We start from the raw sequence: 14,023 nt of genomic DNA on the forward strand, positions 1-14,023 counted from the left end.
GTAGCATCCATACGTATGGATGCTATTTCTATTTATTATGACCAACCAATGAATTGGGCGATGACAAGTACTACAATAGAAATTCCAGCCCATATGAGGAATAGTGGATAGAAGAAACGAATCCACGTTTGATATTTTACACCGGCAATTGCTAATGCAGCCATGAAATACCCGCTTGTCGGGTAGAAAATATGTGTAAATCCATCTCCGAGCTGATAAGCAAGAACTGCAGTTTGTCTTGTCACTCCAACCATGTCAGCAAGTGGCGCCATAATTGGCATTGTGACGAGCGCTTGTCCACTACCGGACGAAATAACAAAGTTAATAAGAACTTGTACGACATACATACCGACTGCTGCTAAGGCAGGTGGCAGATCACCAACGACTGCACCAAGTGCATGGACAATCGTATCCATGATGTTACCGTCTTCAAGTACAACAGCGACTGCCCGGGCGAGCCCAACGATGAATGCCCCCATTAAGACGTCTTTAAAACCTTGGTTAAATGCTTCGCAAATGTCCCCGACTTTAAGACCGGCGATCATCCCGACAACGATTCCCATAATGATAAAGAGTCCCGCCATTTCAACCATAAACCAGCCTTTTGAAATGACACCGTAAACAAGGACAGCGAAGAACAACAGTGCTACAATTGCCGCCCACTTTTGCCGTCCAGTTGCAGGGACGGCTTCGGCTTTCCCTACATTGTTATACAAGGCACGTTTTTCTGTATCGTCTTCATACACAAGACTGTGCATTGGATTCTTTTTGACTTTTTTTGCATAACGGGTAACAAATAAAACTGCTGCCGCAACTGCTACGATAAAAACGATTAAACGTAATCCAAGTCCAGAGAAAACCGGTAGACCCGATAACTTTTGTCCTAATCCTGTGTTAATCGGATTTAATACACCTGCTGTAAACCCAACAACGGTACCGCAAAGTGCTATAGCTGCTGCTGTTATTGAATCGTAGCCAAGCGCAATAATCAACGGCATAATGACCGGGATATAAACAAGCGATAATTCAGCTGTCCCGATCAATGTGGCTATCAATGCGAATACCGTTGTTAGGACAGGGATAAGCATAATACTATTATGTGCAAACTTCCTTGCAAGCTTGTCAACAGCAATTTCAATGATTCCGGTACGCCTAAGCACCATGAACATTCCACCGATGATAAACGTGAAGAATACAACTTCTCCCGCGTCAATCAACCCTCGCGGAATAACCGTTAAAAAATCCATAATGCCAACCGGAGTCTGGTCAACATAGTTAAAGGAATTTGGATCGATGGTCGTTCTGCCATCGGGTCCTGGTACACGTTCAAATTCCCCTGCCGGAATAAAATAAGTTGTCAAAGCCGCAAACGCACTGAAGACAAATAAAATTACGTAAATATGCGGCATTTCAAACTTCTTCTTTTTCTTTCCTGGCTGCTGCCCTTCTATATTCAGCTGCTCTGTATTTCGCACGATGAACCCTCCAAATGTGAATTATATAACCAAATAAATGCAATAATTTGGGATACAAATACATTATAATTGGGGAAATAGTACCTTGGTTGTTTTCATAACAAAGCGCACTTATGTAGAACAAAAGGTACATCGTCTGTAACGAAATGTACAAATTTGTGAGTTGCATTCACTTGAACCGCTTTGGAATTTTAAGTATTTGTTGTGATTAGACTTGTCTTGATGGCAGTTTCTTGAATTCGTCCGAATTGAGCGTTAAGATGAAAGTCATCCTAGTAGAAAGGGGTTGAAGCAAAATGACGATGGTCTTGATTATTTTTGTAATTAATATCGTTTATGTGTCTTTTTTTACGATACGTATGATTCTTACTCTTAAGGGCTATCGATATGTTGCTGCTGTCGTGAGTATGGTTGAAGTTGTGATTTATATTGTAGGACTTGGCTTAGTATTGGATAATTTGAATGAAATACAAAATATCATTGCGTATGCGTTAGGGTATGGAATCGGTGTTATTATTGGGTCTAAAATTGAAGAGAAACTTGCTCTTGGTTATATTACGGTTAACGTGATCACTGCGGATGTAGATTATGAAATGCCAAGGTTGTTGCGTGAAAAAGGGTATGGAGTGACGGATTGGTCTGCTAATGGGTTAGAAGGAAAACGCTCTGCTATGCAGATTTTAACGCCACGTAAAGATGAATTGAAGCTTTATGATACAATCAAACAGCTCGACCCGAAGGCGTTTATTATTGTATATGAGACGAAGACGATACACGGCGGATTTTGGGTGAAGTCTGTAAGGAGAGGGAAATTGTTTAAATGAATGCAAAGAAAAAGACGGTTTGGTTTGAGGTTGAAGAGGAAGAGACGATTAATGATTGCTTGCAACGTCTATCTGCGGCAGGTTATTCCGTGGCAGGTCGAAAGGAAGAGCCGGTTTTTCAGGAAGTGGACGGCGAGTATGTCCCAATCCGTCAAATTATTAAATTCAAAGGGATTTTAATTGAATAAACGCCTTAAATACGAACGATGAATAATCTATTTTATTTATTGTTCGTATTTATTTATTGACTTGAATACTTTCAATTGTTACTATAGAGGTAATGATTAGTCACCCACATATATGCTGAAGGATTGGCTTCAGCGTTTCTACCAGGACACCGTAATGTCCGGACTATGCGGGAAAGCGATTTTAAGGATTCAGCGAAGGATGTGCCGTTTTAAATGGGTACAAACATTCTTAGCTATCTTAACATCTATCCTTGAATGAACTGCTTTCCATGTATGTGGAAAACGGTTTGTTCAAGGATTTTTTATTTTACTTCAAAAGGAGCGGATGGTCTGTGGAACCGAAAGTCGGCGTCATCATGGGAAGTAAAAGTGATTGGGATACGATGAAGCATACTTGCAATATATTGGATGAACTAGAAGTGCCATATGAAAAGAAAGTCGTTTCAGCTCACCGTACGCCGGATTTTATGTTTGAGTATGCGGAGCAGGCGCAAGACAGGGGAATTCAAATCATTATCGCCGGGGCTGGTGGGGCTGCCCATCTTCCGGGAATGGTCGCTGCTAAGACACTGCTGCCAGTTATCGGGGTTCCTGTTCAATCAAAAGCACTGAATGGGATGGATTCGTTATTATCTATCGTTCAAATGCCAGGTGGTGTGCCGGTTGCTACAGTGTCAATTGGTACCGCGGGAGCTACAAATGCAGGTCTTCTTGCGGCTCAGTTTTTAGCAGTTCATCATACAGAGTTGCGTAATCGTCTTCAAGAGCGACGAGAAAGAACTCGGAATGCTGCACTTGAAAGCAGTGGTGAATTGGAATGAAGACACTATTGCCTGGGCAGACAATCGGAATTATCGGCGGGGGGCAGCTTGGCCGGATGATGGGGCTTGCTGCGAAAGAAGCGGGATTCCGAATTGCTGTGCTTGACCCCACGATGGACTCGCCTTGCGGACAAATTGCAGATATCAGAATTGTTGCTCCTTACAACGACGAGGCGGCTTTAGAAGAACTCGGTGAAGTAAGTGATGTCATTACGTACGAATTCGAGAATATCGATTATGAAGGGTTGAAGCGTCTTACCCAAATCGCGTATGTACCTCAAGGGGCCGAACTCGTCAGGATTACACAAAACCGAGTAGCGGAAAAGGCAGAGATTAAGGCATCGGGCGCTCCTGTTGCAAACTATGTGACAGCTGAAACCTATGAAGAGTTAACGGAGAATATTGACAGCATCGGTTTTCCTTGTATCGTGAAAACCGCTTTTGGTGGATATGACGGCAAGGGGCAAGTGAAGCTTGATTCACGAGAAGAGATGATAGAGGCTGAGCATCTATTCAAGCATTCAGCATGTATTGCGGAAGCATTCGTTCCATTCTCAAAAGAGATTTCAGTTATTATCCAACGAAATCCGGAGGGGGAGTCGTACTGCCTGCCAATCTCTGAAAATATCCACCAACATCATATTCTTCATGAGTCGATTGTGCCAGCGCGTGTCCATCCTAGCGTTATCGAGAAAGCGGAGGGAGCCGCAAAACAGATTGCCGATCATCTCGCTCTCGTCGGAACTTTGGCGGTAGAAATGTTCGTGCTCGACAACGATGACATCATTATTAATGAATTGGCGCCACGTCCCCATAATTCGGGACATTATTCGATTGAAGCATGCAATGTTTCGCAGTTCCATCAACATATCCGCGCTGTATGCGGCTGGCCGCTTCGCAAGCCAAAGCTTTGGGCTCCGTCCATAATGGTCAATGTGCTCGGGGAACATGTGGCTCCGCTAAAAAAAGTTATCATGAATTACCCGGACTGGTCCATTCATCTTTATGGCAAAGCGGAAGCAAAGGAAAAACGAAAAATGGGACATATCACAATCATGACAAATGATATTGAGAAAACGCTCCAGGATATAGATTCAACAGGCATTTGGGGTTAATCAATCAAACTAAACCGATTTCAATTGGGAGGAAACCAAAATGACAAAAGTGAAAGTTTACGTAACATTACGCGAAAGTGTTGTAGATCCACAAGGTATTGCTGCACAGGAAGCACTTCAAACGATGGGGTTCAATGAAGTGGAAAGCGTTCGTATCGGAAAGCTGATAGAGCTTGAACTTGCAGGGACGGCAGCTGAAATCGAAACGCGTGTGACGGAAATGTGCGATAAGCTTCTTGTCAATAAAGTGATTGAACAGTATAGCTTTGAAATCGGGGAGGTTGCGGGCAAATGAGGTTCGCCATTTTAAGTTTTCCGGGATCAAGTTGTGACGTGGATATGCTCCATGCGGTTAGAGATATCGTAGGTGAGGGTGCTGAAATCATCAGCCACGTAGATGCGAAATTGGAAAATTACGATGCTGTATTGATTCCGACAGGTGCTTCTTATGGGGATTATTTACGTCCAGGCGCACTTGCACAAAGCTCCGAGTCTATCGAGAGTTTGAAAACATTTGTCAAGTCCGGCAAACCGGTGCTTGGCGTAGGAAATGGGTTCCAAATTCTCGTTGAAGCGGGCATCTTGCCAGGAGCTTTCCTGCGGAATCAAAGCTTGAAATTCAGAAGCGGCAAAGCGAAGCTTGCTGTTCGAAATGCATCAACTTACTTCACGAGCAATTATGAAGAAGATGGACTGCTTACAATCCCATTTGCGCATGAGTATGGCAATTATTTTGTTGACCGGGAAACAGCGCGTCTACTAAAGGAAACAGATCGAATCATATTTACATATGAAGATGGAAACTTGGACGGCAGTGTGGAGAGAATCGCAGGCGTATTGAATGAACAAGGCAATGTTCTTGGGATGATGCCGTTGCCTGAACGTGCAGTCGAAGAGATAATCGGTGGAACGGACGGTTTGCCTTTATTCCAATCAATTTTGAAGAACTGGAGTGAGAAGAATGTCAGCCATGCATGAACCTACAGCTCAGCAAATCAAAGATGAAAAGCTCTATCGCCAAATGGGGATGACGGACGAGGAATTCGATCGAGCCGTTGACATGATCGGACGTCTTCCGAACTACACGGAAACAGGATTGTTCTCGGCGATGTGGTCTGAACATTGTTCGTATAAAAGCTCGAAGCCGGTATTACGCAAGTTCCCTACGGAAGGGGCACGTGTCTTGCAAGGTCCCGGTGAAGGCGCTGGAATCGTCGATATCGGTGACAACCAGGCTGCTGTATTCAAAATGGAATCACATAACTCACCATCCGCTATCGAGCCGTTCATTGGCGCTGCAACTGGGGCTGGAGGAATTATCCGTGACGTCTTCTCGATGGGGGCTCGTCCTGTTGCGCTTGTGAATTCGATGCGTTTCGGCGATTTGTCGGAAGCGCGCGACCGTTATTTATTCGAAGAGGCTGTGGCAGGGATTGCGAGCTACGGAAATACGATCGGGATTCCTACAGTGGCAGGGGAAGTCCAGTTCGATAATTGTTATTCAAAGCGTCCGCTCGTCAATGCAATGGCTGTCGGTCTGTTGAATCATGAAGATATCCAGAAAGGGCTTGCGTCTGGAGTCGGAAATACGGTTTTGTATGTCGGCGCGAAAACGGGCCGGGACGGAATTCATGGGGCTACGATGTCCTCATCAGAAGTCGCGGTCGATAAAGAGGCGGAGTTGCCGGTGATGCAGGCGGGAGATCCGTATCTTGAGAAATTGCTAATGGAAGCTTGCCTTGAACTAGTGAAATCTGATGCGTTGATCGGGATTCAAGACATGGGGGCGGCTGGTCTTACATCGTCTTCTGCAGAAATGGCTTCGAAGGCAGGCTACGGAGTGGAACTGAATTTGGATCTCGTTCCGCAACGTGAAGAAGGAATGACCGCCTACGAGATGATGCTTTCTGAATCTCAGGAGAGGATGCTCGTCGTTGTGAAGCAAGGACGTGAAGAAGAAATTGGTGAATTGTGTAAGAAATATGGACTTGAAGCGGTTGCGATTGGAAAAGTGACGGATGATAAAATGCTTCGTCTCATTCATAAAGGTGAAGTGGTAGCAGAAATTTCAGCGGATATCCTTGCTGAGGACGCACCGGTTTATTACAAAAAGTCGGAAGAGCCTGCGTATTTCCAAGAGTATCAGCGAATGGAAAATGCTGAACCGGCGGTCGATGATTTGAAAGATACGTTGACGGCTTTATTGCAACGTCCGACGATTGCTTCCAAGGAATGGGTTTATAATCAATTCGATACGCAAGCACGTTCAAATACTGTAGTGGCACCAGGTTCATCGGCCGGGGTCATCCGGGTGCAAGGGACAAATAAGGGGCTTGCGATGACAGCGGATTGCAACTCTCGCTATATTTACCTCGATCCTGAAACAGGCGGGAAGATTGCAGTTGCAGAAGCGGCTCGTAACCTGATTTGTTCAGGCGCAGAACCGATTGCGGCAACAGATTGTTTGAACTTCGGAAGCCCGGATAAGCCGGAAGTGTTTTGGCAGATCGAGAAATCAGCGGATGGTATTTCCGACGCTTGCCGTACATTGAATGCGCCGATTATCGGGGGGAATGTGTCGATGTCGAATGAAGTGAATGGCGTGCCGGTTTACCCGACGCCGACGATGGGCTTGGTCGGAATCATTCATGATCTTTCGCAAGTGACGACAACTGCATTTAAGCAGGCGGGCGACGTTATTTACTTGATTGGCGAAGCGGCAACTGAATTTGGTGGCAGCGAGCTTCAACAAATGATTGAGGGCAAGATTTTTGGGAAAGTGCCTGCAATCGATCTTGAGGTGGAAGCATCCCGTCAGAAATCATTGTTACAAGCGATTCAAAGCAAACTTGTCCAATCGGCTACCGATCTATCGGAAGGCGGCTTTGCAGTTGCGCTTTGCGAGAAGGCGTTCGATGCAGAAGAGCTTGGCGCTGAAGTGACTATTTCAGGTTCAGCGGTGACTGCTTTGTTCAGCGAAACGCAATCGCGCTTCCTCGTAACAGTAAAAGAGGAGCTTACGACAGCTTTTGAGGCGCTTGTCGGGGATGCTGTGAGAATCGGAAAAGTGACGGCAGGCGATCGTCTTGTTATTAAAGGCGATGAAGATGAAGTGTTGATCGACGGGTCGGTGGATGAACTTCGTACCGCTTGGAAAGGGGCTATTCCATGCTTGCTGAACTCAGAGGCCTAAATGAAGAATGCGGTGTATTCGGAATTTGGGGCCATGAAGACGCAGCGCAGCTCAGTTATTATGGGCTGCATGCGTTGCAACATCGCGGGCAAGAGGGAGCGGGAATTGCAACAAAAAATGGCAAAGGTTTGCTCGTCAAGAAAGGCGAAGGCCTTGTGAATGAAGTGTTTTCCGGTGATGCCTTAAAAGGATTGACAGGTCGTAGTGCAATCGGGCAAGTCCGGTACACGACGGAGGACGGAAGAGGCGCTGAAAATGTTCAACCGCTCGTGTTCCGTTCGACGACGGGAAGCATGGCGATTGCGCATAACGGGAACTTGATTAACGCAAAAGAATTGAAGGAAAACCTTGAAAAACAAGGCAGCATTTTTCAAACGACGTCCGATACGGAAGTGTTGGCGCATTTGATTAAGAAAAGTGGCAGAGGGGCGTTGACACAGCGTGACTGTGTAAAAAAGGCGTTGTCGATGTTAAAAGGGGCATTCGCATTTGTGCTGTTGACGGAAGAGGGGCTTATGGTTGCGCAGGACCCGAATGGCATGCGTCCTCTGTCTCTTGGGAAATTGGGAGATGCGTGGGTCGTTTCATCCGAGACATGCGCGTTCGATTTAATCGGGGCGGAAACCATCAGATCGGTGGAGCCGGGTGAATTGATTATCATTAATGAAAAAGGTTTGCAGTCCGACCGATTTGCAGAAGCGGGGGATCGCGCAATGTGCTCCATGGAATATGTCTATTTTTCAAGACCCGATTCAGATATTGACGGCATTAATATCCATATGGCACGTAAACGATGCGGAAAGCAGTTGGCAAAGGAAGTCAAGATTGAAGCAGACGTCGTGACGGGTGTTCCGGATTCCAGCATATCGGCGGCGATCGGATTTTCTGAGGAAAGCGGCATCCCTTATGAATTGGGATTGATTAAAAATCGTTATGTCGGGAGGACGTTCATCCAACCGACGCAAGCGATGCGCGAGAGAGGCGTCAAACTTAAGCTTTCGCCGGTACACCAAGTCGTAGCAGGAAAACGTGTCGTCATGGTGGATGATTCAATCGTCCGCGGTACAACGTCGAAACGGATCGTCAAAATGTTAAAGGATGCAGGCGCGACGGAAGTACATGTCGTCATCGCGGCACCCCCATTAGTTAGTCCTTGCTTCTACGGCGTAGATATTAGCACGGATTCGGATCTAATCGCAACCGGACGAACTGCTACGGAAGTATGTGATTTGATTGGCGCTGATTCACTGACATTCCTTTCAGCGGAAGGGATGTTGAAGGCAATCGGCAGACCGAAAGAAATGAAGAACTGCGGGCAATGTCTGGCTTGTTTTACAGGCGAATATCCGACAGATATATATGCGGATACGGTGTTGCCGCATGAGAAGGAGCTTGCACGGTAAGGATGCCCGTAATTCAACTAGGAGCAGTTATAGTTGCGGCAGTCTGAGTTCTCAATCCAGCGCTTGTAGTTCTCGATTATCATTAAAGAGTTCTCATTCTCGTGCTTGTAGTTCTCGTTTATCGCAAAAGAGTTCTCATTCCTGCATTAGGAGTTCTCGTTTATTACAAAAGAGTTCTCATTCCTGCATTAGGAGTTCTCATTTATCGCAAAAGAGTTCTCAATCCTGCATTAGGAGTTCTCATTTATCGCAAAAGAGTTCTCATTCCTGCATTAGGAGTTCTCGTTTATCGCAAAAGAGTTCTCAATCCTGCATTAGGAGTTCTCGTTTATCGCAAAAGAGTTCTCATTCCTGCATTAGGAGTTCTCGTTTATTACAAAAGAGTTCTCATTAATGTCGAAAAACGTTCATTTAACCATTCCAAAAGGAGGACATTCCATGTCAAAGGCGTATGAAAAGGCGGGAGTCAATATCGAGGCGGGCTACGAATCGGTAGAACGTATGAAATCGCATGTCGCGCGGACTGCACGTGTTGGTGTCGCGGGGGCGTTCGGTGGATTCGGGGGGATGTTCGATCTTTCCGAGCTTAACTATAAAGAGCCTGTGCTAATTTCTGGAACTGACGGCGTCGGCACGAAATTGAAACTGGCATTTCTTGCGGATCAACACGATACAATCGGCATCGACTGTGTTGCGATGTGTGTGAACGATATTGTTGCACAAGGGGCTGAACCGTTATATTTCTTAGATTACATTGCGCTTGGCAAGGCGGTTCCCGAGAAAGTTGAAGCAATTGTTAAAGGGATTGCCGACGGTTGCGTGCAGTCCGGAGCTGCGCTAATTGGCGGAGAGACGGCAGAAATGCCAGGGCTTTACGATTTGGATGAATATGACTTGGCGGGATTTGCAGTGGGGGCTTGCGAAAAAAGCAAAGTCGTCACTGGTGAAAAAGTGGCTGAAGGGGATGTGCTGATCGGCATCACTTCAAGCGGCATCCATTCGAACGGCTTCTCGCTTGTCCGCCAAATCGTTTTGGAGGAGCAAGGTTATGCAATCGATGAATATATCGCTGGATTCGAGGAGCTTGGGAAAGTAGGGCAAGCGTTGTTGGAACCGACGAAAATCTATGCGAAGCCTGTCTTGCAAATTCACGAAGAACTTGACGTCCATTCGATGGGACATATTACAGGTGGAGGTTTCTATGAAAACCTACCGAGAATGTTCGGAGAAGGTTTCGGAGTGGAGATCAATCTTGGCTCTTGGCCAGTTCTTCCGGTATTCAAAATGCTGAAAGTGAAAGGTGAACTTTCGGATAAAGACTTATATAGTGTCTTTAATATGGGAATCGGATTTGTCATCGCACTTCCTGCTGAACAAGCGAAACGAGCGATTCAGATAGCAGCTGAACATGGCGAGGATGCATATGAAATCGGCCGAGTCGTACGCGGAACTGATGTCACTTTCATTGGCAGCCATGATGGGAGTCTATCGGAATGATAAGTAAAACGAAGATAGCCATTTTCGCTTCTGGAAGCGGCAGCAACTATGAAGTGCTTGAAAGGGCTTGTCGCGAAGGAGAATTGGATGCGGAAATTGCGCTAGTCATGACAGATAAGCCCGCATCTTTCGTCGTGGAACGCGCAAGGCAGACAGAAATCCGAGTTGTCGCATTGGAGCCGAAAGCTTTTCCGACGAAGCGGGCTTTTGAGGAAACAGTGCTCCGAATTTTACGTGAAGAAGGCGTCGAATGGATTGTGCTTGCGGGTTATATGCGGCTGATCGGTCCAACTTTATTAGCTGCCTACCCTTCCCGCATCGTCAACATCCATCCATCATTGTTGCCAGCTTTCCCAGGCAAAGACGCAATCGGCCAAGCAATCGCTCATGGCGTGAAAGTAACGGGCGTCACGGTACATCTCGTAGACGAAGGAATGGATACTGGACCAATCTTAGCACAAGCTGCTGTTTCGGTCGTAGAAGGCGATGCAGCGATGACCGCGCAATCCATACACGCAGTTGAACACATCTTGTACAAGGAAACATTGCAGAATCTATTTAAATCGGTGCCTGCCACCCGATGAATTCAGAATCGTTTCGGTGCCTGTCACCAAAAAAATGGAGGGAATCACTCGTGAAAAAACGTGCGTTACTTAGTGTGTCGGATAAAAGTGGGATTTTAGAATTTGCACAAGCACTTGAAGGACTTGATTATGAAATTTTATCTACAGGCGGGACGATGAAGCATTTGAAAGAAAATGGCGTCGCAGTTACCGCAGTAGACGAAGTGACAGGCTTCCCTGAAATTATGGAAGGCCGAGTCAAAACACTTAATCCGATGATTCACGGCGGCCTTCTTGCAAAACAAGACGATCCTGCGCATCAAGCGCAAATGACAGAGCATGGAATCCAACCGATCCATATCGTTTGCGTCAATCTCTATCCATTCAAAGAAACGATATCAAAACCGGATGTTTCCATTGAAAACGCCATCGAAAATATCGATATCGGCGGCCCGGCAATGCTCCGTGCATCCGCGAAAAATCATGCATACGTAACGGTCATTGTTGACGCAACAGATTACGAGCAAGTATTGGCGGAATTAAAAGCTGACGGACAAACAACTCTAGAAACTCGCCGTCACCTTGCAGCTAAAGTCTTCCGTCATACAGCAGCATACGACGCACTCATCTCAGGCTATTTAACAGACCTTGCAGGGGAAGAATTCCCGGAGCAAATCACTTATACATACGAATTAAAACAACCGCTTCGCTATGGAGAAAATCCACATCAGAAGGCTGCATTCTACAGCCGTCCGCTTGGTTCGGATTTCTCCATCGCCAAAGCAAAGCAATTACATGGCAAGGAACTTTCCTATAACAATATTCAGGATGCCAATGCGGCAATCCAGATCGTGAAGGAATTCAAGCAACCCGCTGCTGTAGCAGTTAAACATATGAATCCTTGCGGTGTTGGAACAGGTGAGACAATCGGGGAAGCATTCAAAAAAGCGTACGAAGCTGATCAAACATCTATTTTCGGGGGCATTGTAGCATTGAATCGTGAAGTGGATGTAATGACAGCGGAACAACTATCGGGGATATTCCTTGAAATCATAATCGCTCCATCATTCACCGATGAAGCGATAACGATCCTGACGAAAAAGAAGAACATCCGTCTGTTAACCATCCCGTTTAATCAACATAAAAAAGATAGTTGGAATACGGTGTCCGTGGAAGGCGGTATTCTTCTCCAAGAGCCTGACACGCATGGTTTCGAAGACGCGGATATCCGTGTTGCAACGGATCGCGAACCAACGGAAGCGGAATGGGAAGCATTGAAGCTCGGTTGGGCTGTCGTGAAACATGTGAAATCCAATGCAATTGTTGTTTCAGATTCCCAAATGACGCTAGGAGTCGGCGCTGGTCAGATGAACCGGGTAGGTGCCGCGAATATTGCTCTGACACAAGCTGGCGACTTGGCGAAAGGTGCTGCGCTTGCATCTGACGCATTTTTCCCGATGGACGATACAGTTGAGGCGGCTGCAAAAGCGGGCATAACAGCAATTATCCAGCCAGGTGGATCAGTGAAAGACGAAGACTCCATTAAAAAAGCAAATGAGTATGGAATGACAATGGTGTTTACTGGCATTCGCCACTTCAAACATTAAGGGGGACATATAAATGAAAGTACTCGTCATTGGCAGCGGAGGGCGAGAGCATGCGATTGCACGGCAATTCAATCTCTCTCCGTCCGTTACCCAAGTTTTCGTAGCTCCTGGGAATGACGGAATGAAAGCGGATGCTCAATGTGTTCCGATTGCGGCAACTGATTTCGAGGCACTTGCATCATTTGCTGAAAGTGAGCAGATTGACCTGACATTTGTCGGTCCAGAGCAACCTTTAGCTGAAGGGATTGTCGACTTTTTCAATGATAGAGGGTTGAAAATTTTTGGCCCAACAAAAGCTGCGGCACGTATAGAAGGCAGTAAAGCATTTGCAAAAGAATTGATGAAAAAGTATGGGATTCCAACGGCTAGGTATGAAACATTCACCGATGCTGAAGAAGCGAAGGCTTATATTAGACAACAAGGTGCGCCAATCGTCGTAAAGGCGGATGGGCTCGCTGCCGGGAAAGGCGTTGTCGTCGGATTGACTGTGGAAGAAGCGATTGAAGCAGTTGATGATATGATTGGAAATCAAAAATTCGGTGAGTCCTCAACACGAGTCGTCATCGAGGAATTCCTTGAAGGGGAAGAGTTCTCGTATATGTCGTTCGTCCATGAGGGCAAGATTTATCCGATGGTCATCGCCCAAGATCATAAGCGGGCATATGATGGCGACAAGGGACCGAATACGGGTGGAATGGGGGCATATTCACCGGTACCGCAAATTCCGGAGCAAGTCGTCCAAGTGGCATTCGAGAAAGTAGTCGTTCCAACAGTCCAAGCAATGTCCGAAGAAGGCTCGCCCTTCACAGGCATTCTCTATGCGGGATTAATACTCACACAGGACGGACCAAAAGTAATTGAATTCAATGCGCGGTTCGGTGATCCTGAAACCCAAGTCGTCCTTCCCCGTATGGCTTCAGACTTCGGAGAATTCATGACCGCACTTATGAATGAAACTCACTTTAACTTGGAGTGGCATGATGATGCAGTACTTGGCGTTGTCATAGCAGCGGACGGCTATCCGGGAGACGTCAAAAAGGGAACTCAATTGCCGGATCTTGTAAAATTAAAAGATCTGGATATCTTTCATGCTGGGACGAAAGCACAAGGCGATCACTTCATCGGAAATGGGGGCCGCATCCTACTAGTGACGGCTAAAGCCGAATCGTTACAAGAAGCCCAAGCCAAAGTGTATGAAGGGTTGAACCAAACTGAATGGAACGGATTCTTCTACCGGACGGATATCGGTTGGCGAACATTCCAAAATAAATGAAAACAGACCACACAATTTTGCTGTGTGTGGTCTGTTTTTTTCATCTAGGCTCTTGGGCGTCCTT

14 protein-coding genes and 1 riboswitch are annotated in these 14,023 nt (G+C 46.2%); of the genes, 13 read left to right on the forward strand and 1 reads right to left on the reverse strand.

The genetic code is table 11. The annotated features are described in order from the left end of the window. Positions 1–35: 35 nt before the first annotated feature. Positions 36–1,409 (reverse strand): YfcC family protein, encoded by a 1,374-nt coding sequence (locus SLU01_RS09985; protein WP_147058021.1) that lies wholly within the window; start codon positions 1,407–1,409, stop codon positions 36–38. Between the two features lie 362 nt (positions 1,410–1,771). Between SLU01_RS09985 and SLU01_RS09990 the strand changes: the two genes are divergently transcribed. The 13 genes from SLU01_RS09990 (at position 1,772) to purD (ending at position 13,959) form a co-directional block, all read left to right on the forward strand. Beyond that, complete coding sequence (locus SLU01_RS09990) at positions 1,772–2,299, forward strand: DUF2179 domain-containing protein (RefSeq protein ID WP_147057848.1); 528 nt, start codon at positions 1,772–1,774, stop codon at positions 2,297–2,299. Then, positions 2,296–2,487 (forward strand): NETI motif-containing protein, encoded by a 192-nt coding sequence (locus SLU01_RS09995; RefSeq protein ID WP_147057850.1) that lies wholly within the window; start codon positions 2,296–2,298, stop codon positions 2,485–2,487. The genes SLU01_RS09990 and SLU01_RS09995 overlap by 4 nt, the downstream gene beginning before the upstream one ends. A gap of 86 nt (positions 2,488–2,573) precedes the next feature. Beyond that, a riboswitch (purine riboswitch) is annotated at positions 2,574–2,673 on the forward strand. Between the two features lie 146 nt (positions 2,674–2,819). Then, positions 2,820–3,308 carry a 5-(carboxyamino)imidazole ribonucleotide mutase gene (purE, locus tag SLU01_RS10000; protein WP_147057852.1) on the forward strand — a complete coding sequence of 163 codons (489 nt, stop codon included), beginning with the start codon at positions 2,820–2,822 and terminating at the stop codon, positions 3,306–3,308. After that, positions 3,305–4,423 (forward strand): 5-(carboxyamino)imidazole ribonucleotide synthase, encoded by a 1,119-nt coding sequence (gene purK, locus SLU01_RS10005; protein WP_147057854.1) that lies wholly within the window; start codon positions 3,305–3,307, stop codon positions 4,421–4,423. Before purE ends, purK begins: the two co-directional genes overlap by 4 nt. Positions 4,424–4,463: 40 nt before the next feature. Continuing rightward, on the forward strand, positions 4,464–4,718 hold the full coding sequence (gene purS / locus SLU01_RS10010) for a phosphoribosylformylglycinamidine synthase subunit PurS (protein ID WP_147057856.1): 255 nt from the start codon (positions 4,464–4,466) through the stop codon (positions 4,716–4,718). Further along, positions 4,715–5,401: a phosphoribosylformylglycinamidine synthase subunit PurQ gene (gene purQ, locus SLU01_RS10015; RefSeq protein ID WP_147057858.1), complete on the forward strand. Its 687-nt coding sequence runs from the start codon at positions 4,715–4,717 to the stop codon at positions 5,399–5,401. Before purS ends, purQ begins: the two co-directional genes overlap by 4 nt. Next, entirely contained in the window at positions 5,385–7,616 is a 2,232-nt protein-coding gene (purL, locus tag SLU01_RS10020; protein ID WP_147057860.1) for a phosphoribosylformylglycinamidine synthase subunit PurL, read from the forward strand. The genes purQ and purL overlap by 17 nt, the downstream gene beginning before the upstream one ends. Beyond that, on the forward strand, positions 7,592–9,019 hold the full coding sequence (gene purF / locus SLU01_RS10025) for an amidophosphoribosyltransferase (RefSeq protein ID WP_147057862.1): 1,428 nt from the start codon (positions 7,592–7,594) through the stop codon (positions 9,017–9,019). The genes purL and purF overlap by 25 nt, the downstream gene beginning before the upstream one ends. A gap of 101 nt (positions 9,020–9,120) precedes the next feature. After that, positions 9,121–9,474 (forward strand): hypothetical protein, encoded by a 354-nt coding sequence (locus SLU01_RS10030; protein ID WP_147057864.1) that lies wholly within the window; start codon positions 9,121–9,123, stop codon positions 9,472–9,474. Then, positions 9,458–10,516 carry a phosphoribosylformylglycinamidine cyclo-ligase gene (gene purM / locus SLU01_RS10035; RefSeq protein ID WP_147057866.1) on the forward strand — a complete coding sequence of 353 codons (1,059 nt, stop codon included), beginning with the start codon at positions 9,458–9,460 and terminating at the stop codon, positions 10,514–10,516. Before SLU01_RS10030 ends, purM begins: the two co-directional genes overlap by 17 nt. Continuing rightward, the gene (gene purN / locus SLU01_RS10040) at positions 10,513–11,100 is read left to right on the forward strand and encodes a phosphoribosylglycinamide formyltransferase (protein ID WP_147057868.1); all 588 of its coding nucleotides are present in this window, start codon (positions 10,513–10,515) and stop codon (positions 11,098–11,100) included. The genes purM and purN overlap by 4 nt, the downstream gene beginning before the upstream one ends. 50 nt (positions 11,101–11,150) lie before the next feature. After that, positions 11,151–12,686, forward strand: a complete 1,536-nt coding sequence (purH, locus tag SLU01_RS10045) for a bifunctional phosphoribosylaminoimidazolecarboxamide formyltransferase/IMP cyclohydrolase (protein WP_147057870.1) — start codon at positions 11,151–11,153, stop codon at positions 12,684–12,686. 13 nt (positions 12,687–12,699) lie between these two features. Then, the gene (gene purD / locus SLU01_RS10050; RefSeq protein ID WP_147057872.1) at positions 12,700–13,959 is read left to right on the forward strand and encodes a phosphoribosylamine--glycine ligase; all 1,260 of its coding nucleotides are present in this window, start codon (positions 12,700–12,702) and stop codon (positions 13,957–13,959) included. Positions 13,960–14,023: the final 64 nt, after the last annotated feature.

The sequence above is a fragment of the Sporosarcina luteola genome, from assembly GCF_007991495.1.
GTDB classification, from domain to species: domain Bacteria; phylum Bacillota; class Bacilli; order Bacillales_A; family Planococcaceae; genus Sporosarcina; species Sporosarcina luteola.

What these genes read in the sequence shown, in the direction of transcription:
- purD (WP_147057872.1), top strand. Translation starts at nt 12,700, where the DNA reads ATGAAAGTACTCGTCATTGGCAGCGGAGGGCGAGAGCATGCGATTGCA.
- SLU01_RS09985 (WP_147058021.1), bottom strand. Translation starts at nt 1,409, where the DNA reads ATGCCGCATATTTACGTAATTTTATTTGTCTTCAGTGCGTTTGCGGCT.
- purN (WP_147057868.1), top strand. Translation starts at nt 10,513, where the DNA reads ATGATAAGTAAAACGAAGATAGCCATTTTCGCTTCTGGAAGCGGCAGC.
- purL (WP_147057860.1), top strand. Translation starts at nt 5,385, where the DNA reads ATGTCAGCCATGCATGAACCTACAGCTCAGCAAATCAAAGATGAAAAG.
- SLU01_RS09995 (WP_147057850.1), top strand. Translation starts at nt 2,296, where the DNA reads ATGAATGCAAAGAAAAAGACGGTTTGGTTTGAGGTTGAAGAGGAAGAG.
- purM (WP_147057866.1), top strand. Translation starts at nt 9,458, where the DNA reads ATGTCAAAGGCGTATGAAAAGGCGGGAGTCAATATCGAGGCGGGCTAC.
- purF (WP_147057862.1), top strand. Translation starts at nt 7,592, where the DNA reads ATGCTTGCTGAACTCAGAGGCCTAAATGAAGAATGCGGTGTATTCGGA.
- purQ (WP_147057858.1), top strand. Translation starts at nt 4,715, where the DNA reads ATGAGGTTCGCCATTTTAAGTTTTCCGGGATCAAGTTGTGACGTGGAT.
- purK (WP_147057854.1), top strand. Translation starts at nt 3,305, where the DNA reads ATGAAGACACTATTGCCTGGGCAGACAATCGGAATTATCGGCGGGGGG.
- purS (WP_147057856.1), top strand. Translation starts at nt 4,464, where the DNA reads ATGACAAAAGTGAAAGTTTACGTAACATTACGCGAAAGTGTTGTAGAT.
- SLU01_RS09990 (WP_147057848.1), top strand. Translation starts at nt 1,772, where the DNA reads ATGACGATGGTCTTGATTATTTTTGTAATTAATATCGTTTATGTGTCT.